General features: G+C 67.3%; 21 protein-coding genes. 6 read left to right on the top strand and 15 right to left on the bottom strand.

Annotated features, from left to right (window positions below):
* Positions 1-3: 3 nt before the first annotated feature.
* Together D7Y15_RS17140 and D7Y15_RS17135 are read left to right on the top strand one after the other, a co-directional pair.
* Positions 4-609: an MXAN_6521/LA_1396 family lipoprotein gene (locus D7Y15_RS17140; RefSeq protein WP_121753258.1), complete on the top strand. Its 606-nt coding sequence runs from the start codon at positions 4-6 to the stop codon at positions 607-609.
* A 10-nt stretch (positions 610-619) separates the two neighbouring features.
* The gene (locus tag D7Y15_RS17135) at positions 620-1,156 is read left to right on the top strand and encodes an MgtC/SapB family protein (RefSeq protein ID WP_233604983.1); all 537 of its coding nucleotides are present in this window, start codon (positions 620-622) and stop codon (positions 1,154-1,156) included.
* Between the two features lie 36 nt (positions 1,157-1,192).
* On the opposite strand, the gene D7Y15_RS17130 is transcribed toward D7Y15_RS17135, so the two are convergent.
* The 9 genes from D7Y15_RS17130 to D7Y15_RS17090 form a co-directional block, all read right to left on the bottom strand.
* Positions 1,193-1,525, bottom strand: coding sequence for a hypothetical protein (locus tag D7Y15_RS17130; protein ID WP_120579872.1), 333 nt, complete (start codon positions 1,523-1,525; stop codon positions 1,193-1,195).
* A gap of 94 nt (positions 1,526-1,619) precedes the next feature.
* The gene (gene ptsP, locus D7Y15_RS17125) at positions 1,620-3,431 is read right to left on the bottom strand and encodes a phosphoenolpyruvate--protein phosphotransferase (protein ID WP_120579871.1); all 1,812 of its coding nucleotides are present in this window, start codon (positions 3,429-3,431) and stop codon (positions 1,620-1,622) included.
* 43 nt (positions 3,432-3,474) lie between these two features.
* Entirely contained in the window at positions 3,475-3,753 is a 279-nt protein-coding gene (locus D7Y15_RS17120; RefSeq protein WP_120561227.1) for an HPr family phosphocarrier protein, read from the bottom strand.
* A gap of 33 nt (positions 3,754-3,786) precedes the next feature.
* Positions 3,787-4,539 (bottom strand): PTS system mannose/fructose/sorbose family transporter subunit IID, encoded by a 753-nt coding sequence (locus tag D7Y15_RS17115; RefSeq protein ID WP_120561717.1) that lies wholly within the window; start codon positions 4,537-4,539, stop codon positions 3,787-3,789.
* A 59-nt stretch (positions 4,540-4,598) separates the two neighbouring features.
* Positions 4,599-5,318, bottom strand: coding sequence for a PTS sugar transporter subunit IIC (locus D7Y15_RS17110; RefSeq protein ID WP_121753257.1), 720 nt, complete (start codon positions 5,316-5,318; stop codon positions 4,599-4,601).
* A 4-nt stretch (positions 5,319-5,322) separates the two neighbouring features.
* Positions 5,323-5,808 (bottom strand): PTS sugar transporter subunit IIB, encoded by a 486-nt coding sequence (locus tag D7Y15_RS17105; RefSeq protein ID WP_120561225.1) that lies wholly within the window; start codon positions 5,806-5,808, stop codon positions 5,323-5,325.
* 33 nt (positions 5,809-5,841) lie between these two features.
* Positions 5,842-6,264, bottom strand: coding sequence for a PTS sugar transporter subunit IIA (locus D7Y15_RS17100; RefSeq protein WP_120580288.1), 423 nt, complete (start codon positions 6,262-6,264; stop codon positions 5,842-5,844).
* Positions 6,265-6,683: 419 nt separating this feature from the next.
* Positions 6,684-7,604, bottom strand: coding sequence for an NAD+ kinase (locus D7Y15_RS17095; RefSeq protein WP_120580289.1), 921 nt, complete (start codon positions 7,602-7,604; stop codon positions 6,684-6,686).
* 22 nt (positions 7,605-7,626) lie between these two features.
* Positions 7,627-8,661, bottom strand: a complete 1,035-nt coding sequence (locus D7Y15_RS17090) for an SPFH domain-containing protein (RefSeq protein WP_120580290.1) — start codon at positions 8,659-8,661, stop codon at positions 7,627-7,629.
* A gap of 156 nt (positions 8,662-8,817) precedes the next feature.
* On the opposite strand from D7Y15_RS17090, the gene D7Y15_RS46410 reads away from it, so the two are divergent.
* The 3 genes from D7Y15_RS46410 to D7Y15_RS17075 are packed head-to-tail and all read left to right on the top strand — an operon-like array spanning position 8,818 to position 11,771.
* Positions 8,818-10,233 carry a general secretion pathway protein GspE gene (locus tag D7Y15_RS46410; protein WP_120580291.1) on the top strand — a complete coding sequence of 472 codons (1,416 nt, stop codon included), beginning with the start codon at positions 8,818-8,820 and terminating at the stop codon, positions 10,231-10,233.
* Positions 10,234-10,270: 37 nt separating this feature from the next.
* Positions 10,271-10,909 carry a hypothetical protein gene (locus tag D7Y15_RS45255; protein WP_199733934.1) on the top strand — a complete coding sequence of 213 codons (639 nt, stop codon included), beginning with the start codon at positions 10,271-10,273 and terminating at the stop codon, positions 10,907-10,909.
* Positions 10,910-10,937: 28 nt separating this feature from the next.
* Positions 10,938-11,771: a class I SAM-dependent methyltransferase gene (locus D7Y15_RS17075; RefSeq protein WP_120580292.1), complete on the top strand. Its 834-nt coding sequence runs from the start codon at positions 10,938-10,940 to the stop codon at positions 11,769-11,771.
* 305 nt (positions 11,772-12,076) lie between these two features.
* Here D7Y15_RS17075 and D7Y15_RS44175 read toward each other — a convergent pair whose 3' ends face one another.
* From D7Y15_RS44175 to D7Y15_RS17060, 4 genes are all read right to left on the bottom strand, one after another.
* The gene (locus tag D7Y15_RS44175; protein WP_126935702.1) at positions 12,077-12,496 is read right to left on the bottom strand and encodes a hypothetical protein; all 420 of its coding nucleotides are present in this window, start codon (positions 12,494-12,496) and stop codon (positions 12,077-12,079) included.
* 11 nt (positions 12,497-12,507) lie between these two features.
* Complete coding sequence (locus D7Y15_RS17070; protein ID WP_120580293.1) at positions 12,508-18,717, bottom strand: FG-GAP-like repeat-containing protein; 6,210 nt, start codon at positions 18,715-18,717, stop codon at positions 12,508-12,510.
* A 99-nt stretch (positions 18,718-18,816) separates the two neighbouring features.
* Positions 18,817-19,521 (bottom strand): MopE-related protein, encoded by a 705-nt coding sequence (locus D7Y15_RS46760; RefSeq protein WP_120580294.1) that lies wholly within the window; start codon positions 19,519-19,521, stop codon positions 18,817-18,819.
* An 843-nt stretch (positions 19,522-20,364) separates the two neighbouring features.
* On the bottom strand, positions 20,365-21,513 hold the full coding sequence (locus D7Y15_RS17060; RefSeq protein WP_126935701.1) for an ATPase, T2SS/T4P/T4SS family: 1,149 nt from the start codon (positions 21,511-21,513) through the stop codon (positions 20,365-20,367).
* Positions 21,514-21,680: 167 nt separating this feature from the next.
* Here D7Y15_RS17060 and D7Y15_RS17055 point away from each other — a divergent pair, with 167 nt between their 5' ends.
* A complete protein-coding gene (locus tag D7Y15_RS17055) occupies positions 21,681-22,523 on the top strand; it encodes a DUF1629 domain-containing protein (RefSeq protein WP_121753255.1) in 843 nt (280 codons plus the stop codon).
* A gap of 32 nt (positions 22,524-22,555) precedes the next feature.
* Here the strand turns inward: D7Y15_RS17055 and rapZ are convergent, their stop codons facing one another.
* Positions 22,556-23,419 carry an RNase adapter RapZ gene (gene rapZ / locus D7Y15_RS17050; RefSeq protein WP_120581487.1) on the bottom strand — a complete coding sequence of 288 codons (864 nt, stop codon included), beginning with the start codon at positions 23,417-23,419 and terminating at the stop codon, positions 22,556-22,558.
* A complete protein-coding gene (hprK, locus tag D7Y15_RS17045; protein ID WP_120581488.1) occupies positions 23,416-24,381 on the bottom strand; it encodes an HPr(Ser) kinase/phosphatase in 966 nt (321 codons plus the stop codon). The genes rapZ and hprK overlap by 4 nt, the downstream gene beginning before the upstream one ends.
* Between the last annotated feature and the right edge of the window lie 79 nt (positions 24,382-24,460).

The following is a 24,460-nucleotide window of genomic DNA, read 5'->3' as shown; positions in this document are numbered from 1 at the left end:
GCCATGGGGACGTTCAAGCGGGTGGGCGCGGTGCTGGGTCTGATGGTGCTCACGGGTTGCGCGAGCGCGGTGAAGAGCCAGCGGCTGCGTGCCGACTACGCGACGGTGGACCGGCAGCAGGTGAAGCGGCTGGCGGTGGTGACGCAGCCGTTCCCGCAGGGCCAGCAGTACATCGGCGACCTGTGGAGCCTCATCGCCCGGCAGTGGCTGAACCAGAACCGGGACTACCTGGTGAAGGCCAACACGTCCCTCCCCGAGCGCCGCACGGACCTCACCTTCCAGGACCAGTGCGTGGAGGGCATCGAGGGCGTGCTCTGGCTGGATCCCACGGTGAAGCGCGTGGGTGACGGCGCGGAGGTGGCGGTGAAGGCGCAGCTCATCCGCTGCCGCGACGGCGAGGAGGTCTGGGCCGCGGAGGCCGGCGGCAGCTGGGACTCCGAGGACAAGAAGTACGTGGAGCGCAAGGAGCAGTACGTGACGGAGCTGAGCAAGGACGTGGAGCCCTACGTGGTGCCGTCCTACAAGCTGCTGGTGGCCACGCTGGACACGCTGCCCAATCCCGAACTGAACGACGCGGACAAGGACGAGAAGATCGACCTGGGCGAGTAGCGTCGCCCGGGTGGAACCTCTGGTCCTCATTGGCAGGCTGGTGCTGGCCACGCTGCTGGGCGGCGTGCTGGGCGTGGAGCGCGAGGCGCGCAACCAGGCCGCGGGGCTGCGCACGCACACGCTGGTGGCGCTGGGGGCGTGCTGCTTCACGCTCTCCAGTGTCTACACGGAGGAGCTGCTCCGGACGGGCGCGAACCCCAGCGGCACGCAGACGGACATCAGCCGCATCGCCAGCCAGGTTGTGGTGGGCATCGGCTTCCTGGGCGCGGGCGTCATCCTGCGCCACGGGGAAGCGGTGAGAGGGCTCACCACGGCGGCGAACCTCTGGTTGACGGCCTCGGTGGGCCTGGCCTGCGGGCTGGGGCTCTACGTGGCGGCCGGCGCCACCGTGGCCCTGGCCCTCTTGTCGCTGGTGGTGCTGCGCCCCATCTCCCGGATGCTGTCGCCCGAAACAGGACGGCACGCCGGGCAATACAGGAAGCCGCCAGACGGCAGGAACAGCGAGGACGGGCCCCCCACGGGTGAAGAGGAGTCCCGTCCCGAGTGACGTGCGGGGTGCGTGCGGCCACCCGCCAGCCGCCCCCTATTCCACGGGCACCAGCGCGCCCGTCAGGTCGTGCGTGTAGGCCACCGGCCGGTGCGACGCGTCCCCCATGTCGTGGCGCGAGTCATCATCCAGGTCCAGCGCGCCCTCGGCCAGCATGGCGCCCGGGAGGCTGGCCAGGTCCTGGCGCAGGTAGACGTCGTCCTCATCCAGGTCCGCGACGTCGGAGAAGCGCACCGGGTATTCCCGCTCGAAGATGCGCCCCGTGCCGATGGTGAAGCCGCGCGGGTCCACCGCGACGATGCCACCGAGCGCTTCGCCGTCCCGGTCCCGCACCGTCATGCCCCGCTGAATGTCCGTTGGCTTGAACACGCTGCTGCCTCCTGCATTCGTGTCCGGCGAACGTGCTCACTCCCCCTGGAAACGGCGACCCCCTCCCCTCGCATTCATGCGAAGGGAGCAGGGCCTACACGGACTCAGGTTCAGGATCATGCGCCGGCGGCAGCAGCAGTCCTTCCTGGCCGCCGCCGAAGCGCCGGTCCATCTCCGTGCGCACGAAGCGCTCGATCTCCTCGGCGGTGGTCAGCTCCATGGCGCCCTGGAGCATCTCCACCGCTTCGCTCCGGCTCACCCGGCGCATCATCCGCTTCACCACCGGAATCTGCCCGGACGTCATGGACAGCTCGTCGAAGCCCAGCGCCAGGAGCACCAGGGTGAAGAGCGGATCGCCCGCCATCTCGCCGCACATGGAGACGGGGATGTTGGCGGCCTTCGCCGCGTCCACGATGCCCTGGAGCATGCGCAGCACCGACAGGTGCAGCGGCCGGTAGAGGTACGCGACCTCGCGGTTCTGGCGGTCGATGGCCAGCGAGTATTGGATGAGGTCGTTCGTCCCGATGGAGAAGAAGTCCGCTTCCTGTGCCAGCCGGTCCGCGATGGTCGCCGCGCTGGGCGTCTCCACCATGATGCCCACCGGGAAGCGCTTGCCCACCGGCACTCCCGCACGCCCCAGCGCCGTGCGGCACGCCTCCAGCTCGCTGCGCGCCTCCCGCAGTTCGCTCACGCCGCAGATGAGCGGGAACATGAGGCGCAGGTTGCCGTGCACGCTCGCGCGCAGCAGGGCGCGCAGCTGGACGCGGAACAGCTCCCGGTTGGACAGGCAGTAGCGGATGGCCCGCAGGCCCATGGCCGGATTGGGTTCCTTCTCGTGCTTCGTCTTGCCCGGCACCTTGTCGCCGCCCAGGTCCAGCGTGCGGATGGTGACGGGACGGCCGCCCATGGCCTCCAGCACCTGCTTGTAGGCGCGGTAGTGCTCCTCTTCCGTGGGCGCCGTCTTGCGGTCCAGGAACATGAACTCCGTGCGGTACAGGCCAATGCCCTCCGCGCCGTGAGCCAGGAGCGAGGGGATCTCCTCCAGGAACTCCATGTTGCCGTTGAGCCGGATGCGGAAGCCGTCCGTGCTCACCGCGGGCTGGTCCTTCGTGGCCAGCGCAAGCTGCTCGCTCTCCAGGTAGCGGCGCTGCTCCTCCCGGAACAGCGCGAGCTGGTCCTCCGTGGGGTTCACCAGCACCACGCCGCGCGTGCCATCCATGGCCACCAGGTCGCCCGGCGAAATCTGCTCGCTCGCGCGCCCCGCGCCCACCACCGCGGGCGTCTCCCGCGCGCGGGCGACGATGGCGGTGTGGCTCGTTTGTCCGCCCAGGTCGGTGACGAAGCCCGCCACGCGGCCGCTGCGAGCCATCATCGCAGCGTCCGCGGGCGGCAGGTCATGCGCGACGACAATGGCCTCCGCGGGCACCTCCACGTCCTCATCCACCACCTGGCCCATCAGGTTGCGGATGATGCGGTCGGCCACGTAGTCCACGTCCGAGCGGCGCTCGCGGAAGTACTCGTCCGGGATGTTGTCGAAGAGGTGCTTGATCTTGCGGGCCGTGCGCCGCACCGCCCACTCCGCGTTGATGCGGTCCTCCACGATGAGGCGGTTCACCTCATCCACGAGCATGGGGTCGTGGAGCATCAGCCGGTGCGCTTCCAGGATGAGGGCGTGGTCGCTGCCCTCCGTGCGCGTGATCTGGTCCTTCAGCTCCGCCAGCTGGCGGTCGGACAGGTCGATGGCGGTCTTCATCCGCATCCGCTCGGGTTCCACCTCCGCGTCCGCCAGGCGCAGCTTGGGCGTGCGGATGCGCTTCCTGTCCAGGATGAAGGCGTGGCCCACCGCCACGCCCGGGGAGGCGCCGATGCCCGACAGCCTGAGTGTAGGGGTGGCCTGGCTGCTCACGGTTCTCCTGACCTCTTGGGGAGTCTAACTCCCCTTTTGACGCTTACTGCGCTTCGCCAAACCGGTCCTCGATGAGCTTTTTCAATTCGGACAAGCAGGCCTCGGCGTCCTCGCCCTTGCAGGTGAGGGTCACCTGGGTGCCCTGGGCCGCCGCGAGCATCAGCACGCCCATGATGGACTTGGCGTTGGCGCGCTGTCCGGAGGCCTTGATGAAGACCTCGCTCTTGAAGCGGTTGGCCACCTTGACCATCTGCGCCGCGGCCCGGGCGTGCAGCCCCAGCGCGTTGATGATCTCGAAGGTTCCCTCGGCTTCACTGGCCATCGTGCGACTCCCGCTTCACTCGACTGTTCGTACTCACAGAAAGGCACCCGCCGCGCAGGCCAATCCCGCCGCGACGTAGAGGACCACGTAGGTGGGGACGCGCCGGTTGACGAGCACGTACGCCAACACGCCCACCGCCAGGCACCCCACCGCCAGGAACGGCGCCCAGGTCCCGCCCGCCGTCGCCCCGAAGCTCAACGCCAGCCACGCGGCCAGGCCGCCCGCGCTCGCCGCCGCCACGCCCCTCAGCCGGGCGCCCTTGGCGGGAAGGTTCACCCGCGCCACGGCCTCCACCAACCGGTCTCCCAGATTCAGGCCCAGCCAGTACAGCCGGATTCGCAGCAGCAGGTGCACCAGGTTGTACAGCACCAGGAAGAGCGCCACCGCCCAGACGCCCAACAGCGGCACCATGGCCGCGCACAGGCCGCCCACCGCGGGCTTGAGCGACAGCCAGAAGAACCCGTCCCCCAGCGCCGCGAGCGGCCCCATCAGCGCCGCCTTGAAGCCCACCACCCGGTCCGGCGTCTCTTCCCCCCGGGCAATCTTCTGCTCGTGGTTCACCACGCCGCCCACGATGGCCGCCGCCACGTACGGGTGCGTGTTGAAGAAGACCAGGTGCCGGCGCACCGCCGCCTCGCGCAGCGGACCCGGCGGGTACAGCTTCGCCAGCGCCGGGTAGACGGCGTACGCGAGCCCCAGGTTCTGCATGCCCTTGGGGTTCCACGACGCCTGGAGGAAGAGCGAGCGCAGGAACACGCGAAGCAGCGTGCCCCGGGACAGCCGCACGGGCGGCGTGAAGGCCGGCGCGGCGGCGGGCGCGGAAGGCACGGGAGTGGGCGTCGTGCTCAAGGCCGCTGCTCCTGCAACTGCACCAGCACCACCGCCACGGTGACGGCCGCCGCGGCCAGGCCCGCGTACAGGGGCGCGCGCTTCGCGTGGCTGGACTGCGCGGCGATGGCCGCCGCCACGGACGCCATGGCCGGGTACGCCCACGCCAGGCCCCGCACCAGCCCGTGCGGCAGCGCCACCATCAGCGGCTCCAGGAAGTAGCCGGCCAGCGCGCACACGCCGGTGATGGCGCCGTAGGACACGAAGTGCGGCCACATGCCCCACAGGTTCTGCCGCATGGCGCGGTTGAGGTTGCCGGCCTCCGCGGACGACAGCGCCACGCGCGCCAGCCGGGCGGAGTAGCCCTCCAGCAGCCGGTCCAGCCTGCGCCCCACCCGCCCCAGCCCGATGAAGAGCAGCACGGCCAGCGACCAGATGGCCGGCGTGGAGCCCGCGCCGGTGGCGGCGGTGAGGGTGGCGGCGGCGGCGGCGGTGCCGGTGGCCGCGAGCGTGTCGTTCTCAGGGAGTGAGGCGCCCAGGTTGGCGGTGCCCAGGTAGAACAGCTCCAGCAGCATGCCGACGGACAGGCCCCCGCCCACGTCGCCCAGCAGGGCGCCCATGAACGTGGCGGCCACCAGGGGCCGGGACAGCATGGCCTGGAGGAACGCCTTGCGCTCCACGGCCACCAGCCCCCCCCAGAGACACGCGAGCGCCACCTGGGTCCAGCCGACGTTCACCGGCTCACCCGGCCTTCGACCAGCGCTCGGTCAGGTCCGGCAGGTCCACGGACTTCTCCGCGGGCACGGCGCGCGCCTCCACGCGCACGCCCTGCGCGGACAGCTGCTGGAGGGCCTGCAGCTCCCCTTCCGCCAGGAAGACGGACGGCGACACCTGCCGCCTTCCGGTGCCGAAGTGCACGTTGCCCAGGTTGAGCTGGTCCATGACCAGCCCGTGCTGGAAGGCGAAGGGCACGGAGGCGACATCCCTCAGGAGCACCAGGGTGCGAACGCCGTCCTTGGACAGGGCGGCGAAGTCCACCTGGGCCAGGGGGAGGATCAGCACCTCGATGGCGCTCTGCACGGCGAGCGCCATGGCGGCACGGATGAGTGGACTGGAGGCCGCCTCATCGTCCGCCACCACCACTCGGGACACCTTGAGGTGGGGGAGCCAGGCTTCGACAACCTGACCATGGATGAGGCGGTTGTCGACGCGGACCAGGGTGATCACGGCAGTCTCGAATCGCCGACCCGTGCGGGTCCGTCAAGTTCGCGGCTGCTGCTGGGCCTCGCGAAGCAGGGCGGACGCACAGGTGATGTTGCGCTGGCCGTACGACGCCAGCTGGTTGGCCATGTCCGACAGGGCCATCTGCTCCGAACGGAGCGAGTTGGCCTTCAGCAGCATGGGCAGATTGACGCCGGCCAGGACTTCCAGATTCATCCGCTGACACATCATCAGCGATTCCTTACAGGGGGTACCTCCGAAGAGGTCGGCCATGATGATGACACCGTCCCCTTCATCCACGGTCTTCACCGCCTGCTTCATCTTGGCGCGGAGGTCCTCGACAGGGGCCCCCGGCTCGATGCTGCAAGTAGCCACGGCGGGCAGCTTGCCCACGATCTGTTCAGCGGTTGAGACAAGCTCATCCGCGAGACGCCCGTGCGATGCGATGACGAGGCCGACCATTGATCACCCCTGAGCCACTTCCCGGGAGAATTTGCGTCCTACGCCCATCAACGACCGGACGCAACTCCGGCGAAGTATTCCGCCTGCACCTGGGAACCGCTTCCCCAACGACTTCGCTTCGAAGGTAAGGCGACTGCGCCCACCATGCCTGGAATTTCAGGTCCGGGGAAGGGACGGGGTGTCGTCTGCCGGACGGGGAGCCGGGCGCGGTCTCCCCACGCTCTAGGAGATGCGCGGTGCGGCCCCGCGGTGCGTGCCCCGCGGGACGAGCCCGGCGCCCCCGCTCGGTGGGTAGGAAGGCGACCGTGCCGTCGCGCGGGAGCGGCTGTATCACCTGGGAATCCCGGGAGGGCCCGCGAGGTCCAACGGTACTCGGGGCATACCGGATTCTTGGGACCTGTCGCATCGGGTGCGGTGTCTCAGTGGACGACCAGGCGAGCCCTCTGCTCGGCGGGACGGATGCGGGCGGTGGCGCCGGCGCCGAAGGTGAGGAAGTCCTCCTCCATGCCGTCGCTGAAGATGACGCCGCCCTGGGGCATGCGGGACTCGAGCACCAGCTCCGCCTGGGCGGTGACGAAGCCGCCGACGATGTCCGCGCCGGAGTGACGGCTGACGAAGGGCTCGCGCACGACGAAGGCGAGCCGCGCGTCCTCCCAACCGAGCGTCCAGGGCTTCCCCGGCGTGCCGCCCGTGCAGCGGGTGAGCCCCTGCGCGAGCGCGAACACGGACGACAGCCACCCGCTGGAACCCGCGCCGGTGGACACGAGCACCCCGCTGGAGGACTGCGACTCCTCCTTGCCGCCGTAGCGGACCTGGTAGCGGGCGGACACGTGCGTGCGCGCGCCGATGAACAGGTCGTTGAAGGCGAGCAGCCGCTGGCCGTCCTGGAGCCGCGCCTCCGCCAGTTGCACCTGGCGCATCCTCGCGCGGCCCTCCAGGGTCCGCTGCACCGCGCTCCGGGCGTCGCGCGGGAGGAAGGGCAGGAGCACGCCGTCGAAGCGCTCCGGGTCTGGGTTCACGCCCACGAGCGGCTGGCTGCCCACGTACTTGGCCACGTTGGCGACGAGCCCGTCCTGCCCTATCGCCACCACCACCTCCTTGCCGGTGAAGAGGAAGGTGGGCACGAGCGAGCGGTCCACCTGCTGCACCGGCAACCCCACGTCCAGCTGCGAGCGAAGGGCGTCCACCGCGCGGCGGTAGGTGTCGTCCTCCGCCTCGAACCCGTTGAAGTCCTGGCCGTTGTGCTCCACGTAGAACTTCGCCTGCTTCTTGGTGTTGAAGCGGACCACCAGGTCCGCCAGCCGCGTCTTGCGCGTGACGAGGACGACCTTCTCGAACATGGCGAGCCTCCTTCGCGGGACTTCAGCGGTCGCGGGGGTCGAAGTTGTGGACGTCCGGGCGGCCGGGCTTGGGCGCGGGGCCGGGGTTGTTGCCGCGAGGGCCTGAGGTTGCGGGCAAGAGCGAGCGCAGCAGGTCCGGCGACACGTTGAGCTCGCCGATGCGCTGCGCGTTCTCGCCCATCTCGCGGAAGGCCAGGGCGATGTGGAGCGCGGGGTCGGCGCCGTTGGCGGACGTGGCCAGGAGCGTCTTCCAATCCACGTCCTTCACCGGCGCCAGCGTCTTCTCCAAGGCGTACGCGCGCGCATCCGCGGACTGGCGCTCGTTCTGGACCCAACGCTCCATGAGGGCGGCGCGCTGCTCCTCCACCGCGATGTCCGCGGCCATCTTCGCCTCGCGAATCTGGCGCTGGCGCTCCTCCACCACCAGCTCCGTGGCCAGCTCGCTCTCCTTGATGCGGCGCTCCTGCTCCACGGCCGCGTTGCGGCGGGCGTAGATGGCCTCGTCCGCTTCACGCTGGAGCCCTTCACGCGCGGCGGCTTCCAGCGCGCGCGCCATCTCCGGCGTGGGCTGGATGGAGAGCACGGAGAAGGCCATCACGTGCACACCCAGCGCCTTCACGGACTCCGCCTCCGCCAGCGCCGCGAGCACCCGGGCCTCCAGCATGTCGGACTGCACCAGCACCTCGCGCAGGCTCAGGGACTGCACCACCGCGCGGGCCCGCACCTGCGCGGCCTGCACCAGCCGGTCCGACAGCTTCTCCGGGTCGTCGGAGCGGTGACGCCCCGCCGGGGTGATGGAGTAGTCCAAGAGCCCTGCCAGCCTCCGCGCGTCCTCCACCCGGTATGTCAGCTGCCCCTGGATCGTCACCGGCTGGAAGTCGCGGGTGACCTCGTTGAAGGCGAACGGGACGTCCGCGCTCGACAGAGGCACCGCCACCAGCGTCGTCGCCGGCTTCCAATAGAGGAACGACAGGCCCGCGCCCTCGCGGACCACCTCGCCGTCCCGGTACTGCATCACGTACGTGGTCGGCGTCGACTTCATGTACCCGAAGAACATCCGCGCATCCCCCTCACCTGCTGCGTTTGGTTTGTGTAACCTGGACACCATCTTAGTGTTGTTAATACACATTCGCAACAGGACGTGCGGGAAAGCGGTGTAGGTGGCGTGGATGCCGGTGGACGGGGTGGGCCCGGGCGTCCTTGAATCGGGGGCATGACGCGCAAGCTCGGGGAGCAGTTGGTCCTGGATGGAGTGCTGACGCCGGAGGTGTTGTCCCGGGCGCTCGCGCGGCAGAAGGAGACGGGGCTGAAGCTGGGTGAGTGCCTGGTGCGGCTGGGCGTGGACGAGACGCCGGTGTTGCGGCTGTTGGCGCAGGAGTTGAAGACGCGCTTCGTGTCCACGGAGAAGCTGGCGCAGGCGAAGGTGGACGCGGCGCTGTTGGAGCGGGTGCCGGTGCGGCTGGCGGAGGGCTTCGACTTCATGCCGCTGCGGCTGGTGCAGGACGCGCTGTACGTGGCCATCTCCGAGCCGCAGCGGCAGCGGGCGTTGGAGGAGATCGCGAAGACGGTGGGCGTGGCGCAGGTGCTGCCGTTCGTGGCGGTGCGCAGGTCCATCCGCGCGGCCATCCGGAAGCACTACTACGCGGACGCGCACGCCTTCGAGCACCCGCCGGAGGACCTGGCGTGTCCGCACTGTGGCGCGTCGTGCAAGCCGGGGGATTTCCAGTGCGCGCGCTGTGAGCTGTTGCTCGTGAGGAGCGTGGAGGACCTGCCGCCCCGGGACAACGTGTCGCTGGTGCGCGCGCTGCTCACGAGGCCGGAGCAGACGGGAGCGCGCGGAGTGCCCCGTCCGCCGCAGCAGGAGGCGACGCGGGTGGTGACGTTCCAGGCGCACGCCCAGCCGAAGACGAAGGGGCCTCCGGTGCGGCCGGTCATCGTCGCGAGCCTGGACCTGGTGAACCGGCCGCTGAGCCCGTTCGAGGCGTACGTGCTGTCGTTCGTGGACGGGCGCACGGCGCTGGCGGACATGGCGATGATCACCCAGCTGACGGAGCTGGAGCTGCGCGCGGTGTTCGAGTCGCTGTCGGAGCGCGGCGTGACGAAGCTGGTGGGCACGCTGGCGTCGGCGGAGGTGGCGTTCACGGGGGATGGCGTGCCTGCGTTCTCGCGCGAGCCGAAGACCGTGCCTCCGGCTGCGGCCGCGAAGGTGGCGGCGGCTCCGGCGGCGCGAACCCAGGCTCCGCGGCAGGCGCCGATGCCTTCGGTCTCACTGGCCTCGGCACTGACGTCGAAGCCTCCTTCCGTGGCACCGGCTCCGGTGGCCAGGAAGGAGGACGCGCAGGAGGAGGTGCTCCAGCGTGTCGTGAGGCTGGAGCAGGCGGGGAAGATGGCGGAGGCGCTGGACCTGCTGGAGCGCAGCATCGGGCTCCTGCCGAAGCCCGCGCCTCTCTACAACCGCATGGGGATGATCATCCTGAACCACCAGCGCGATTACGAACGCGCCAGTGCGTTCTTCAAGATGGCCTCGGACCTGGAGCCGGAGAACAGCGTCTACACGATGAACCTGTACTCCGTGCTGGCGCTCAATGCGGAAGCCACGAACGCGGGACAGAAGAAGCCCCGGCGCTGAAGGTACCCTCGGTTGAGGGGTCTGACTCTTGGGGATCATGAATCTGGACCGACAGATCCACCGCGTCTTCGGGCTCGAGAAATCTTCGGTCCCCGTGCGAGAGCAGCCCCTGCCCGTGAGCGATACGAGCCTAGCATTCATGGGCTATCCCATGCTGCGGCAGGCGGAGGTGTTCCTTTCCGTCCCTGCACTGGAGCGCTGGCGGACGGAACAGTCTCTGGCGTTCCCCCAGGAGTGCTGCGTCTGTCTGCGAGCAGTGCAGCGCTTCCTGCCAGTCCATGCTGCCCCAGGATGGATGGGCCTCCTTCGCCGGAAGCAGATCCTGGCGGCGGTTCCCCATTGTGAAGAGCATGGGCGCCAGGACGAAGCGCGACTCCTGGTCCAGGTGAACTCCTGGAGCGAGTGGGTCTGCCAGGTTGCGCTGATCGGGCAGAACGAAGCGTTTCTCCTCAAGACCCGGGAGCTCAACCAGACCGGGGACATGGCGCCCCCCTGGAAGGCATTTCCCGGGTACGAGCCCGTGTCTTCAGGATGGCGACAGGGCAATGGGGAGTATTGGTTTGCTCACGTCTGGTCTCCGTTCTGGCAACGCTTGTCTCCTGAGGAGCGGCAGCAATACAACCAGCGATGGACGGCTCCAACAGACTGGCACTCCTGGCTGATGGATCTTCCCTGAGACAAACCCCAGCGCTGAAGAGGTGCACATGCCCTCCCCTTCCGAGTCATACCTGCTGGACTTCCATGCGCGCCTCGCGGGCGTGACGTCCCGATGGTTCGGGCACGCGCCCGTGCAGCGGGATGAGGAGACGGCGCCTTCAACCTATGCGCTGCTGGAGGCGGTCGTGCCTCACGACGCGCGGCCCCTGGCGGTGCTCGACCTGGCTTGTGGGGATGGCTACCTCCTGGAGCTGCTTGCACGGAGGAAGCAGCCCGGGCTGTCCCTGATGGGGCTCGACATGAGCGAGCACGAGCTTGTCGCGGCACGGGCGCGGTTGCACGGCGCTGCGGCACTGTTCCAGGGACGCGCGCAGTCGCTTCCTCTCGGCGATGCCAATGTCGATGTCGTGCTGAGCCACCTGGCGCTCATGCTGATGGACGACGTGGAGACCGTGCTCGCGGAGATGCGGCGCGTGCTGAAGCCGGGCGGACGGGTGTCCATCGTCGTGGGTGGAGACCTGGTGCCGGGCAACGCGCTGGAGGTGTTCGCCGGACTCATGAAGAGCGCGGCGGCGGTTCCTCCCACTCGGCTGGGCGATCCGAGGGTCCGTACTAGCGATGGGTTGCGAGAACTCTTCGCCGAAGGCTTCGTGGACGTCGCGGTGCAGTCCCTCTCCGTGCAGGGGGATGGGTCGCCCCATGAGGTCTGGGAGTCGCTGCTCACGACGTACGATGCGGACCGTCTGTCCCCGGCTGCACAGGCGTCGCTCCAGGCCTCGTTCCTTCAGGCCGTGGAACCGCTGCGACGCGCGGATGGCAGCGTTCCGTTGCGCTGGGGCATGCGGCAGCTGACGGCGACCCGGGAGGCTCACGCGGCATGACCCTTCCCAGGAAGGGCACCTGCCGGGTTCGCTTCGGTGAGCCCCATTTCTAGTCGCACCAGAGGGCCGTCACTCCGGGCCAGGTTCGCGACATGAGCCGGCGGGCACTCACGGCGGGGTGGAGGCCCCTGGTCGCGGGGGCTCCGTTCCGCGTCGAATACAGCGTTCCGCTGGATACTCCCGGAACCCTCTTCCAAGAGCCCGAGCCCAGAAGACCGCGCCCCCTCCCGAAGGAAGAGGGCGCGGATGCACAAGCTGAGAAGGAGACGATGTGCGGTGCCTTGTCTGCATCCGTGGCCGGGCGCTCAGGTGCCGCTCGGCAACAACCGCCGACAGACGAACCCCTCCGGAGTTGGAATGCAGGCCGTTGCTTCGAGTTCTTCGAAGACGTGCCGCAAGGTTGAAGTCAACTTGACCCCGAAGACCTCCATTTCGGACCACGGGGGGTCGTGTGCGAACTCACCATGGTGCTCGGCCACATCACCGGCAATCCTGGCGCACATCGCCTCAGGAGATTCTCCCTCGAGAGCGGCGAATGACGTGACGCCCACCGCAAGAGGATCGGCTGCCGCATCCCCCAAGCCGCTCTTCCAAACTCCTTGGATGACTGGAGTGTTCTCGCGCGATTCAACGACCCATACGTGAAAGGCGCGAGCCAGCTCAGCCACCCGGTCTCCGAACCCCTGATCAACCACGATCCCCACTTTGTGCGGCGGCATTGGCATGGTGCGCTCCCCTATCGAGGCAACTCATCCGGTCGCGGGGGCCGTACGCCCCCTGGCGCGGACTTTTCATGGACGTGCGGCGTTGGAACGTTGTTGTGCGTGTGGGGGTTCGCGTGCTGCGTATCCACTCGCTTTGCCTGGTCAAAGCCCGTCGGATTCCGCGGGTTCGGCTGCCATTCCGCGTAACCAGTGACACGCCCCTGCGAATCTTTCTTGAACGTCGTATGCGGCCCCTCCGCCCTAAGGTCAGGCTTCAGATTGTTTGCGCCGCGTCCACCGTCCCCTCCAACCTTGACGGCGATCACGGCAGCCGTCGCTTGGGTCGCATCGTCTCCCGAGTCCCCTCTGCCTGCAACCTGCCCGAGGCGCTCAACAATCTTCGCCATGCCAAGTAGGAACTGATCGTCGACCTGGTCGACTGCAGCATCCAGTTCATCCGTACCGAAGTTGGCGGGCACCTGGCCCCCTGTCGATTCGGCCTGGAAGAATGCCCGACGCGCCTCGGACGTCATCGCCTCGAGTTCGCCCGCCGTCACACTTCCTGGCACACGCCCCGGTCCTCGTCTCCGACCGTCTGGCCCCGTCGCATACCAGGTGTCGTTCTGCCAGCCGAAGTAGGGGCCGTAGACGTTGGGGTCACTCGATTGCCCGCCTCCGTCACCTCCTACCGCGACGTTCTCCCAGCATCCGCCATCATCAGGGGTTCCAACGCAACCCCCATCATTCATGAGCCCACTTGGATCCGTGTAGCGAAGCGGATTGTTCCACGCGTAAGCGTAGCGGTTGTGGGACTGACTCCTGAACGGCGACTGGACGAACGGGTCCGGAGTCAGGAAGCGGCCTACGGATGGATCGTAGACGCGTCCCTTCATGTTGATGAGCCCTAATTCATCGTCATGTGAATGGCCGGTGAAACCCTCAGGCAGGCCCTTCCCCAGGACGGGCAGGTTGGCCGTTGCAAGCGCCTGAGGGAAGACACGACGACCGAACGGGTCAAACTTCATCCGAGCAACCAGCGCCCCCTGCTGGTCGGAGAGCGCCTCCACGCTGCCCAGCGGATCGCGATGAACGTAGGCGATGTCCTGCACGAACGGGCCTGACTCCCTCCGGGTCAGCGTCACTCGGGCAACGGGCCGTCCCCCCGCTGTGATGGAGAACAGGTGGCGCGTCCGCCATCTCTCCACCTGCTTCTCGTACAGCCCGGCCCCCACCATGACGGAAGACTCCCCGTTGGAGCGCGCCTTGCGCACACGTGCATCGAAGGCGTCGTACTGGAAGGTCAGCTCCTCCGCGCCACGCTGGATGCGGTGGGGGAGCCCTGCCACCGTGTACTCCACGCTGGTGCTCCCCGGGGCCGTCACCCGGAAGCCACGCGCGTCATATCCGTATGAACCCGGGGGGCCTTGAGTCACGGCGTGCGGCGGGGCGCCGTTCTGGCCATAGACATACGACTCGCTGGGAGAGCCACCTTCCACGGTCGTGCGGCTCGTGAGGTTGCCGTCCGGCGAGAAGCCGTACTCAAAGATGGCGCGCTGGCAATTCTGATACACCGTCCATCGAGTCAGTCGATCCAGGCTGTCATAATCAAACTCCTCGGTCGACTCCGCCACGCCGTCATTGCGTTCGGTGAGGTTGCCGTTCGCGTCATAGCTGAAGAGCAGTCGCTGGAGGTTGGACGTTCCCAACCCCGTCTCCACCAGACGCAATGAGCCCACGCTGTCATAGCCGTAATGGCTCTCCGTACCGTTTCCCAGAACGGCATGGCTCAAATGCCCGCTGGCCGTGCGAGCCCCCACCTGCCAGTAGACAAGCTGTGATGCAACGTTCCGCACGTCCAGCAGGTCTCCACGCGGCGTATAGCCATACTGGAGCTGGAGGCGTGAGACCCCCCGGACTTCCGGATAGGCGACCATCTTCAGCCGGCCGTACGCGTCGTAGGTGTAGTCGAAGGCGTAGGGAGCGCCCTCTACCAGAGTCGTCTCCTGGCTGCGACGACCGAGCGTGTCGTAAGCATAGGCGGTGGACACACCGTCCGCGCTCGTCGTGCCCGCCAGTGCGCCCACGCCGTTGACCGCCGTGTCCCAGGAGTACGTGCTTTCTCCAAGCGGAGTGACGACCTTGGTGGTACGGCCCAGGGCATCGCGGAGGAAGACCTGCTGCTCTTCCTCCGCGTCCTCCATGAAGCGCGTGTCACCAAAGGCGTTGTAACGCGTCACGGATACGCCGTTCGAAGGGTCGGCCAACCGGGTACGCCGGCCCCGCACGTCGTATTCCATGCTGGCGTGTCGCCCCACGGACTCGGTTCCCGTCACCGTGCCAAAAGGGCCGTATTCGAAGATCGTGTTGAGCACACCCCCCACCGGGTTCGGCTCGCTGACCTTCACGGCCCACCCGCGACCATTCAGTTCGGTCTTGGTGGCATTGCCCCGCGCATCCGTTTCCGTAAGGGTCAGCCCCTCATAGGTCAGGAGACGGAAGCTATCGTCCGGTTGCGTCAGCCGGGTGAGGCGCCCCAGCTCGTCGTATTGATAGCGCGTGCTCGCCACAGCCGTCCCGCCCGAAGGAGAGGGACGCTGCACCTCCACCAGGCGTCCAGCAGCGTTGTAGAGGTAGTTCTCCTCAGTAGGGCTGCCGGCGAAATCCTGGCGCTGCCGTGTCACCACTCGACCCAAGGAATCCAGAAAGACCGTTTCCGCACTGCCTCCCGCCCGAGTCGTCCGGATACTGCCCGGCAGGTATTCGTACGAAACATCCGCGAGCGTCGGTCCGTCCTCGACGCGCAGGCGGCCAAAAGCGTCGTACTGCCGGCGTTGGCGCACCCCATTCGCATCAACGGTTGCGGCCAGCACACCCAGTCCAGGGTGATAGGCCATCATCTGGCGATGCCCGGCCGGATTGATGATGGCGGAGACAGTGGTCTTCGTGGCGGCGTCGTACTCGTATGACGTGGTCCGTGTCTCTCCGGTCAGGGTCCGCAGCGTCACGCCGCTGCGAAGCCCCATTCCGTCCGGCGAGTAGTCGTAGTGGGCGGCCAGGTAGACGTCGAGGTCCGTCGAGTCCGGCTCGATCACCTCGTCCGTGAGCAGGCCCGAGCCCGGGGCATGGGTGAAACTCCGGCTGCGCGCACGAGATACCCCCAGGGCAGTCGTAGCGGTCTCCGTGACCCGGCTGGGCAGTCCCACCTGCCATGTCGAGGCACGGTTCTCATAGGTGGTGTCACGCCGCGACACGTAACCATCCGACCACACCCACTTTTCCGCTTTCACATTGCCGAAGTCCGCATCGAAATCCTCCACTGTGTGCGTCACGGACCACAGCGTGGGCAGCCCCAGTTCGTACGCATGCTCGGCCTTCGATGCCGTGTAGACGGCGAAGTAGCGAGTTCCATCCGCCGCGGTGCGCTCAACATACGCAGGAGTGGCGACGGTTTCCCGGATCCAGGTTCTGCCATTCGACAGCGGGGTGCGCACCGTACGATTGAGAAGCTGCCGCGCCAGCGGGTACCTCGTCCCCACGAGAGGAGCGAGGGCATAGGTCTCACGCGAGACGGATCCAGAAGAGTGGTCCGTCACCGTTCGCTTGCGAATGCCGAGCAGCCCCTTTCCCATGGCATCCAGGCGGGCGTCCTCGTACTGGTAGGAAACGCGGCGCATCGGGTGGCCCGGCCCCGCCTCGGTTCGCATCTCGGAAGCCAGCCACATGCCCTGCCGCACGCAGGGCTGTGGGTAGATGCAGCTCTGCCCTCGAGTGTACGTGGCCGTGTCCGTGAGCGGCGCGTAGTCGAACTCCACCCGTGCGCCCATGGCATCTGTCGCCGACCGCAACAGAAAGGGTTTTACTCCCTGTCGGATCCATATCTGGAGTGCGGAGGCTGAGCTATCCGGCTGCACGAAGTCCATCTGCCCATCGCCATTCACATCCAGCGCAAGCGAGCGATACATCCCTCGATCCGCGGACACCGCGCCAATGGGGATGAAGAGCGTGGTATCAACAAAGCTGGACCCGCGCGACAGAAGCACCCGAGCCCGGGACCGTGCGAAGGAGCCCGGAACAGTCGCGACACCCTGATCCAAAAGCACGATGTCCTGAAGCCCATCACCATTGATATCAGCCACGCGCACACCGTTATCGATGGAATGGCGTGTGTTGCCCCAGCCTTCGGGCGGAGGATTGAGGTATTCAAGTGCCGGCCCCACCTTGGCCTCAGCCGGGAAACCCTGTGTGGGTTGCGGCACGAAGCCCAGTCCCGTGTTGAGCGAGAGGGTCGCGTCTCCGCCGGCCTGAGGATAGGACACGAGGTCCGTCAGGCCATCGCGGTTGACGTCAACGAACAAGTGCCTCTGTCCGCTCGTCTCCTCACGAGGGATTGAAGTCTCCTTCCAAAGAGAGGTTCCATCCGCCTTCATGCCCAGAAACCAGTAGTTACTGCCCACCATATAGGGAATTGCGTCATCACCCGGATCGCTCTCCCACCTGGGGATGAGCAGACCCGTGCGCCCCGAGCCGTCCAGGTCAAGCGGGAATGCCGTTGTCAACGCGGGGAAACTGGGAGGCGCGAGGCCCATGGAGAATGGAGCACCGCTGTTGATGGGTCCCAGCCGGTACCCAAGTCCAACCAGGCCCTGGCCACCCATCGGCAGCCCTGTCGGGCGGAGCAAATCCAGCCGTCCGTCCCCATTCAGGTCCACGGTCCAGAAGTTGCGCAACGAAGTCCCAAGTTCGGCTTGCTGCTCCTCTCGGCTGAACGCGCCACCGCCCCAGCTCTTCATCAGGTGAAGGATCCGCTCGCCCGTTGGGACATTGTTCGTGGAAACAATGAAGTCCAGGAGTCCATCTCCGTCCCAGTCGGTGAAGCGCCCATCGGAGGTGGACTCCCCGGCAGAAGGGGGCACCGGAAGAAAGGCCAACGGCTTCTCGGCGTCGAAACCCGTGCCATTGCTGTAGCGCACGAACCATTGCACGGCCGAGGTTCCCACCCGCTTGCGGTAGACGAGGTCGTCCCGTCCGTCCGCATTGACGTCAGCGCCCAAGAAGGACTGCAGGTCAGCATATGCGCTCGGATTTGGAGGCTCTGTCGTCAGCGCGTAGTTCCACAGGTTTCCCCAGCTAGTGGGGTCAAGGCTTTGGGCATAGGTGAACCGGAAGGGGTTTCGGCAAATGTTACTTCCGTCACACTCCGTCACTTCGCCCAGGGTGCTGATTCCCGCGGCGCTCCCATTCGGTTCGTTCGGCAGTCCGTCGTAGCGGTAGCCCAGCGTGTACGAACGCAACAAGGAGCGCGTCTGGCCCAGCCCGGTAGGCCCCCATGCCTCTATTTTCTTCAGCCGGCGCCGAAGCTGGAGGGAGAATCCGCCTGCGAAGCTGCCCACCACATCCGTACGCGGTTCGTACGCGAAGGAGACGCTCGCGAGCGCAGGAGGTGCTCCCGCCACGGAGGAACCTGTGTATCGGATCTCCACCGGCAGCTGCTCCTCTGCCGCAGCGGGAATGTCGTATGTCACCGTGAGGAAGTTGCCGCTGCGATCCTCGACGCGGGACAGGGCCCAGGCGAAGGTGCGCGTGCCCCCTTCCGGTATGGGCTGCTGGTGGGTCGCGGAGCCGCTCCCCCCCAATGTAAGGATCAGACCATCCTTCGTGTACATCTTGAAGGTGGCGGGTCCATTGTCGCCTACACCCAGAGATACAACGCGAGCATAGACATCATTCTCGGTGCGATACTCGGCTCCGTCAGCACCATAGGCGCCTGAGACAACCATCAGCCGTTGGCCGTCCAGACAGAAGCGATCGCTCGTATCGAAGCGGATCCGGTCAGAGGCACCATCGTGGGCCATCGTCTTGCGGCAGCGTGTGATGCGTGAAAGGCCGGCGAGATTCCAACCCATTCCAATCAGCCCATTGCCGCTGTCGCTGCTGTAGTTCAGCGCCAGCCGTGGTTCGATGCCCAGTCGCCCTGGAGACGTCCACAATGGGAACGTGTAGCGGGCGGTGCCCACCGACGTGACCCATGCACCAGGCATCGTGGAGCCTGCGGCTTTCGAAGAACTCGTCTGGGTCTGAAGGACGGTGTCGGAATCGACGACAGGGGGCGAAGCATCACCGATGTGCTGGCGCCGTGTGGCCATGAGTTGACGTGTGTCGTTGATGGGAGCGGAAGGGCTACAACTGGCCACGAGTTGCGTGGCATAGATCCAGACCACCGCGCAAGCAGAGACTCGTTTCATGGTGATTCCCGAGATAATCTATGATGTTTCAGTGAAAATTATTTACACACCGACGGATTCGCACGCCCCCATGCGGAGAATCAGGAGAGCGGATGGGATTCACAGCGTCGGGCACGTTCCACAATCATGGCTGCCACCGCAGCCATCCGGAGCGACACCGCAAGCGGTATGGGCGCAGGCCTCCGTCTGTGGCACTGGCGTGCATTCGCAGGACATGTCATCAAACCGGCAGACATCGCCTTCGTCCACAGCGAGATCGCAGTCGTTGTCCCGACCGTCGCAGCGCTCAAGCTCTGGAGCCAGCGGGATGCATGTCTGGGGCTGGCCATCACGACACGCCGGGACGGATGCCGCACATTGCCCCTGCCCACAGCTCAATGTTCCCAGCCCTTCATCACTCACACCGTCGCAATCGTTGTCCCGCCCGTCACAGACTTCAGGGGAGGACGGCAGAGGGAAGCAGACCTGCCAGACACCGCCCTGACAGGCGTATTTCGAGGTATAGCAATCTCCAACACCACAAGAGATCCGACCAAACTCGTCCTCGTCGCGCACGCCATCACAATCACTATCGACGCCGTCACACGCTTCCGGAGTGGGAAAGATGACCTGCTCGCAGGCGTAGTCTCCGTTGGAGCAAATCAACCGGCCGGCGGAGCACGCACCCGGTTTGTTCACGGAGCAGCCTTGGGGGGTGATGTTGTCAACGATGCCGTCAAGGTCATCATCACACGAGTTACACGTTTCAGGTCTGGGCGCGAGTTGGCTCTGGCAGACGCCAAAGTTGCCATCCCCCAGGCACATCTGGGTTCCCTGGCCTGTCGCTCCACAACTACACGCACGCTTGCTGGTCTCCGTGACTTCGCAGGGGCCATAGATCCCTTGCTCATTGGCATAGCTCAGTCCCGAACAACCGTTATTCACCCCTGACGTGAAGGTACACGCCCTGGGCGGGGGGGGCGTCGAGCATGGGGGATGCTGGCAGCAGGTCTCACAAGTGGCAGAGGGGTCCACCTGATTGGATGGAGTGTTGGCATCGCTGGCGGCAGCCCAGAGCGCCAGGGAGATCAATAGCAACCGCGCAGATGTGCCTGCCACGACAGCCCGGAACAGCCCCCACGGAATCAATGTATGCATAGAGTTCAGAACGGCCTTCGCGAGCCGGGACAATTCGATTCCCGAGTGCATGGACATGGCGCTGCCCCCTTCACTTCCTAAAGGGGCACCCATGACTCCGAAGGCGACTGCAATTTCGTGTCCAGAGCGGAAGTGGCAGCCGCTTCTGACTGACGGCGTCGCGCAGGGTCTCCAGAGCGGGACCCGAGTCCGCCGCGCAGGACGCATCAGATGGCGGGGACCCTGTCACAGCGCTCCGATGGAGCGAACTCAGCCTCTTGGCGCTCTGAGGCAGGCCTTACAGGTGGACAGATGGAAACTTCGCGTGCGTAGGGCCGTCGCCGTGTTTACGCCCCGCCTGACGAGGCTTTGCAATGATCCGGCACCGCTAGCCCGCTCTCGGCATTGTGGTGGCATCCTGACCTCGAAGCGCACCAGCACGAGGGACCGCTACACCGGATGTTCGCGGCAGCGCGAGTCACGAGGCGATTTTTCGCCTGTTCGTCACCGTGGCGCCGGTCCCAACCCGCCTCACCCGCGCGGCGCCCACGGGACGACGTGCAGCCTGTTGCCGTCCTCCGTGGGCTTCGCCTCGTGGAGCGTCATCGCGAGGGCGCCTGCCGCGTCACGCGTGTGATGCACGATGAGCGCAGGGGTGGGAATCCCCGGCATGGCTTCCGTCAGCCACGCGTAGCCCTCCTCGGGGGTCTTCGCCTCCAGGACGGCGATCGTGGCGTGTCCCGTCTGCGCCGCGGTGCAGAGCATCTGCATGTCCTCCAGCGTGCGCACCTCGTCCGCGAAGAGGAGGTCCGGGTCCTGCCGCAGGAATGAACGCAGCGCCTGCACCAGCTTCAACTCAGCGCTCACCTTCACGACGCCGATGGCGCCTCCCGGCCCTCCCTTCGGATCCTCCACGGCCGCGAGCGCGTGCACGTTGTCGGGCAGCGCATCCATCACCGCCCGCAGGGTCGTGCTGCGGCCCGTGTTGGATGCTCCCGTGAGCAGCACCAACTGGCCGTTGAACAGCGTCTTGTCCAGGCGGTTGAAGAGCCCCTTGAGGAACTCCGCCGCTTCGGCGGAGAGCGGGAGGCTGGCGATGCTCGGGTACGCCTGGCGCGTCTCCCGGTCCCTTGCCAACACCGTGGTCCAGGTGCCCAGTTCGTCTTCGCGGAACGACACTCGGAACTCGATGTCCGGATCCGCCGCGCCCGCCGGGAAGGACACGTGACCCCGGTCGGGCAGCACCGGATCCGCACCCCGCTTCGCGTGCGCCGTCAGCGCCTTCCCCAACGGCCGATACAGCTCATACGCCATGGGCTGACGCACGGGCACCCGCTCCGCGCCCAGCAAGCCCACCGTGCCCGGCGTGTCCTTCGCGATGAAGAACAGCGTGATGCCCGCGTTGATCACCCGGCCGCCCGTCTCCGCTCGGGCTTCGTCGCCGTCGCCGTCGTCCTCCTCCGAGACGCTGTCCGTGTCGTCCGCCGCCCAGACGGAGAACATCGCCGCGCCCGTCCTGCCCGCGACGTCGAAGAGGGCCGCCGCCAATGCCTCCGGCGTCCTCGGCGACGCGGCCGCTCCGGTGGGGGCCCGGCCCGCTTCCCCCAGTTCCTGGAGCAGGCTGGAGAACACGGCTTCCGGCGTGGCGGGGGCTTCGGACTTCGGGCTCGGAGTCGTCATGGCGCGGACCATGGCATGGCCCCTCGCGGCCCAGCCACGCTGGAAACGGCCCCCGGGAAGCCTCCTCCTCGTTGAAAACCGGTACGGCCGCCGGCCTGCCTTGAGAACGAGCGAGGAAGCCCACAGGAAGGGCTCCCCTCCAGCAGGCGCTTGGGTAACATCGCTTGATGTTCCGGCGTCTCACCAACGCGCTGCGACGGCTGTGGCTCCGCCCCACCGAAAGCAGCCCCCCGAACCGGCAGAGCCTGCCCGACGGTACCGGCCCCACCGTCGCCACGCCCCGGCGCTCGCGCGCGTCGGTCTCGGAGGAGTCCTCGCCTCCGGTCCGCACCAGCCGCCCACGCCGCCCGGCCGTCCGCATCGTCGCGCACGGGGCCGCTCCGCATGTCAGCAACCGCAAGACGTCCAGCCGCGCCGGCGTCACCCCCCCGCGCTTCTACGACCTGCACGACGACTTCCGCGCCCCCGGCCGCTGGGAACCCGGCGACCCGCTGGACCCGGAGGACAAGGAGGTGGGCGACATGTGGATGTTCACCGCCGGGCGCCCCGTGAACCCGCCCGGCCCCCTCCACATCTCCAACGAGCAGAAGGCCGCCCCGCTGGACTTCAGCCTCGCCGGCGCCAGCCTCACCCCCGTGGTGCACCCGCGCGTCGCCGCCGTGCTCGCGCGCCTGGCGCCGGAGGACGTGCAGCTCATCCCCGTGCACATCGAGGGACAGATGGAGCCGTACTTCCTCGTCGTCGCCACACGCCTCATCCGCTGCGTGGACGAAGCCGCCTGCCTGGAGGTCCACCACTATGGCCCCGGCGACGGCGTCCCCTCGCGCGTGGGCCAGTACCGCTCCGTCCGAGGCCTGCGCATCGACCCCGACCAGGTGGGCCGCGCCCGCGTGTTCCGCCCCTGGGGTTGGCCCGTCACCCTCGTCGTCTCCGAGGCCGTGAAGGAGGCCCTGGAGAAGGAGGGCATCACCGGCGCCTGCTTCACGCCCGTCACGGACACCCGGCACTGAAACCCGGGGGTCCGCAAGGACGTTCCAGCGCCCTACTCCTTCTCGATGTCCCGGTCCCACAGCTGCACGCGGCCGTAGTCCGCGGACAGCCGTCGCACCATCTCCGCCGCCAGTGACACCGAGCGGTGCTTGCCGCCCGTGCACCCCAGCGCCACCGTGAGGTACGCCTTGCCCTCCTTCTGGTAGCGGGGGAACAGGAACCGGCAGAGGTCCACGACCTTCTCCAGGAACTGCTGCGTCTCCTCGCGCTCCAGCACGTACCCGGACACCTTCGGGTTCTTGCCCGTGAGCCCCTTGAGCTCCGGCACGAAGTACGGGTTCGGCAGGAAGCGCACGTCGAACACCAGGTCCGCCTGCGGCGGCACCCCGTACCGGTAGCCGAAGGACATGATGGACAGGCTGGGCCCCGTCGTGGGCTCCGGGCTGAAGCGCCCCTGCACCATGCGCTTCAGGTCGTGCACGTTGAGCGCCGACGAGTCGATGACCTGGTCCGCCATCTCCCGCAGGTCCTTCAGCGCCTCGCGCTCCGCGTGGATGCCCTCCGCCACCGTGCCGTCCGGGGCCAGCGGGTGACGGCGGCGCGTCTCGCTGAAGCGGCGCATGAGGCTGTCGTCGCTGGCGTCCAGGAAGAGCACGTCCACCTGGTGGCCCGCGCGGCGCACGTCCGCGAGCACGCGGGGCGCGTCCTTGAGGAAGACGCCTTCGCGCGCGTCGATGACCAGCGCCATGCGCTCGATGTTGCCGCCCCCCGCCAGCTCCGTGAGCTTGGGCAGGAGGAGCACCGGCAGGTTGTCGATGCAGAAGAAGCCGGCGTCCTCCAGCGCGCGGATGGCCGTGGACTTACCGGAACCTGACATGCCGGTGATGACGATGATCTGCTTCGCGGGGGCGGTCACTCGACCTCTTCTCCCAAGGTGCGGCGCATCGCCCCCTGGGCGATGGCTCGATTGAGTCGTTCGGCGAACTCTCGCGCCGAATGGTGGCCCTGAAGCTTCAACAGCTGGTTGCGCGCGGCCACCTCCACGATGGTGGCCATGTTGCGTCCAGGACGCACGGGGACGACCGACAGGGGGATGTCCACGCCAACAATCTGCAGGTGCTTGTCCTCCACGCCCAGTCGGTCGTACTCCTGGTGCGGATCCCATTCCTGCAGCTCAATCACAAGCTCAATCTTCTTCTGTTCCCGGACGGCGGACACTCCGAAGAGGTCCTTGATGTTGATGATGCCCAGTCCGCGAATCTCCATGTGGTGCTTGATGACCGGATTGCCCGCGCCGTAGACGGCCCCCTTGCGCCGGGTGACGTCCACGATGTCGTCCGCCACCAGCCGGTGGCCCCGCATCACCAGGTCCAGGGCGATTTCACTCTTGCCGATGCCGCTCTTGCCCAGGAGCAGGATGCCCACGCCGAAGACGTCCATCAGCACGCCGTGCAGGCTGCTGGACTCCGTGAGCGCGTCCTCCAGGAAGTTCTGCACCCGCTGGATGAACTCGCTGGAGAGCAGCGGCGTCTTCATCAGCGACAGGCCCGCGGCCTCGCAGGCGTCCACCAGCGCGCGCGGCACGTCCAGCGCCTTGGTGACCACCACGCACGCCAGGTCCTCTTCGCTGAAGAGCTTGGCCAGCGAGGCGTGCTGCGCGTCCTCCGCCAGGGTGGCCAGGTAGGAGATTTCAGTGTTGCCGAAGACCTGGACGCGGTGCGGGTGGAGGTGCTCGGTGAAGCCCGCCAGCGCCAGGCCCGGCTTCTGGATGCGCGAGGAGTCCACCGTGCGCGCCAGCCCCTGGGTGCCCGCCATCAGGGTCAGCCGCAGGTCGTGGCCCTGGTCCTCGAGGAGCTGGGAGATGCGAATGGATTTCATCGTCGGGACCTGGATATCACCCACCGGCCTCCGGAGGTGAACCGCACCGTGTCCGCCGTCCCCCCCGCCTCCCCTACAG

Origin of the sequence: Corallococcus sp. AB030, assembly GCF_003668965.1 — a bacterium.
GTDB classification, from domain to species: Bacteria; Myxococcota; Myxococcia; order Myxococcales; family Myxococcaceae; genus Corallococcus; species Corallococcus exiguus.
Note: the sequence above shows the minus strand (reverse complement) of the source record. Positions and strands in the feature narration are given on the sequence as shown.

Coding starts and splice junctions, on each gene's coding strand:
- D7Y15_RS17140 (WP_121753258.1), top strand. CDS start 4: ATGGGGACGTTCAAGCGGGTGGGCGCGGTGCTGGGTCTGATGGTGCTC.
- D7Y15_RS17120 (WP_120561227.1), bottom strand. CDS start 3,753: ATGGCCAGTGAAGCCGAGGGAACCTTCGAGATCATCAACGCGCTGGGG.
- D7Y15_RS17100 (WP_120580288.1), bottom strand. CDS start 6,264: ATGGTCGGCCTCGTCATCGCATCGCACGGGCGTCTCGCGGATGAGCTT.
- D7Y15_RS17095 (WP_120580289.1), bottom strand. CDS start 7,604: ATGTTCGAGAAGGTCGTCCTCGTCACGCGCAAGACGCGGCTGGCGGAC.
- D7Y15_RS17090 (WP_120580290.1), bottom strand. CDS start 8,661: ATGTTCTTCGGGTACATGAAGTCGACGCCGACCACGTACGTGATGCAG.
- D7Y15_RS46410 (WP_120580291.1), top strand. CDS start 8,818: ATGACGCGCAAGCTCGGGGAGCAGTTGGTCCTGGATGGAGTGCTGACG.
- D7Y15_RS45255 (WP_199733934.1), top strand. CDS start 10,271: ATGAATCTGGACCGACAGATCCACCGCGTCTTCGGGCTCGAGAAATCT.
- D7Y15_RS17075 (WP_120580292.1), top strand. CDS start 10,938: ATGCCCTCCCCTTCCGAGTCATACCTGCTGGACTTCCATGCGCGCCTC.
- D7Y15_RS44175 (WP_126935702.1), bottom strand. CDS start 12,496: ATGCCAATGCCGCCGCACAAAGTGGGGATCGTGGTTGATCAGGGGTTC.
- D7Y15_RS17070 (WP_120580293.1), bottom strand. CDS start 18,717: ATGAAACGAGTCTCTGCTTGCGCGGTGGTCTGGATCTATGCCACGCAA.
- D7Y15_RS46760 (WP_120580294.1), bottom strand. CDS start 19,521: ATGTGCCTGGGGGATGGCAACTTTGGCGTCTGCCAGAGCCAACTCGCG.
- D7Y15_RS17060 (WP_126935701.1), bottom strand. CDS start 21,513: ATGACGACTCCGAGCCCGAAGTCCGAAGCCCCCGCCACGCCGGAAGCC.
- D7Y15_RS17055 (WP_121753255.1), top strand. CDS start 21,681: ATGTTCCGGCGTCTCACCAACGCGCTGCGACGGCTGTGGCTCCGCCCC.
- hprK (WP_120581488.1), bottom strand. CDS start 24,381: ATGAAATCCATTCGCATCTCCCAGCTCCTCGAGGACCAGGGCCACGAC.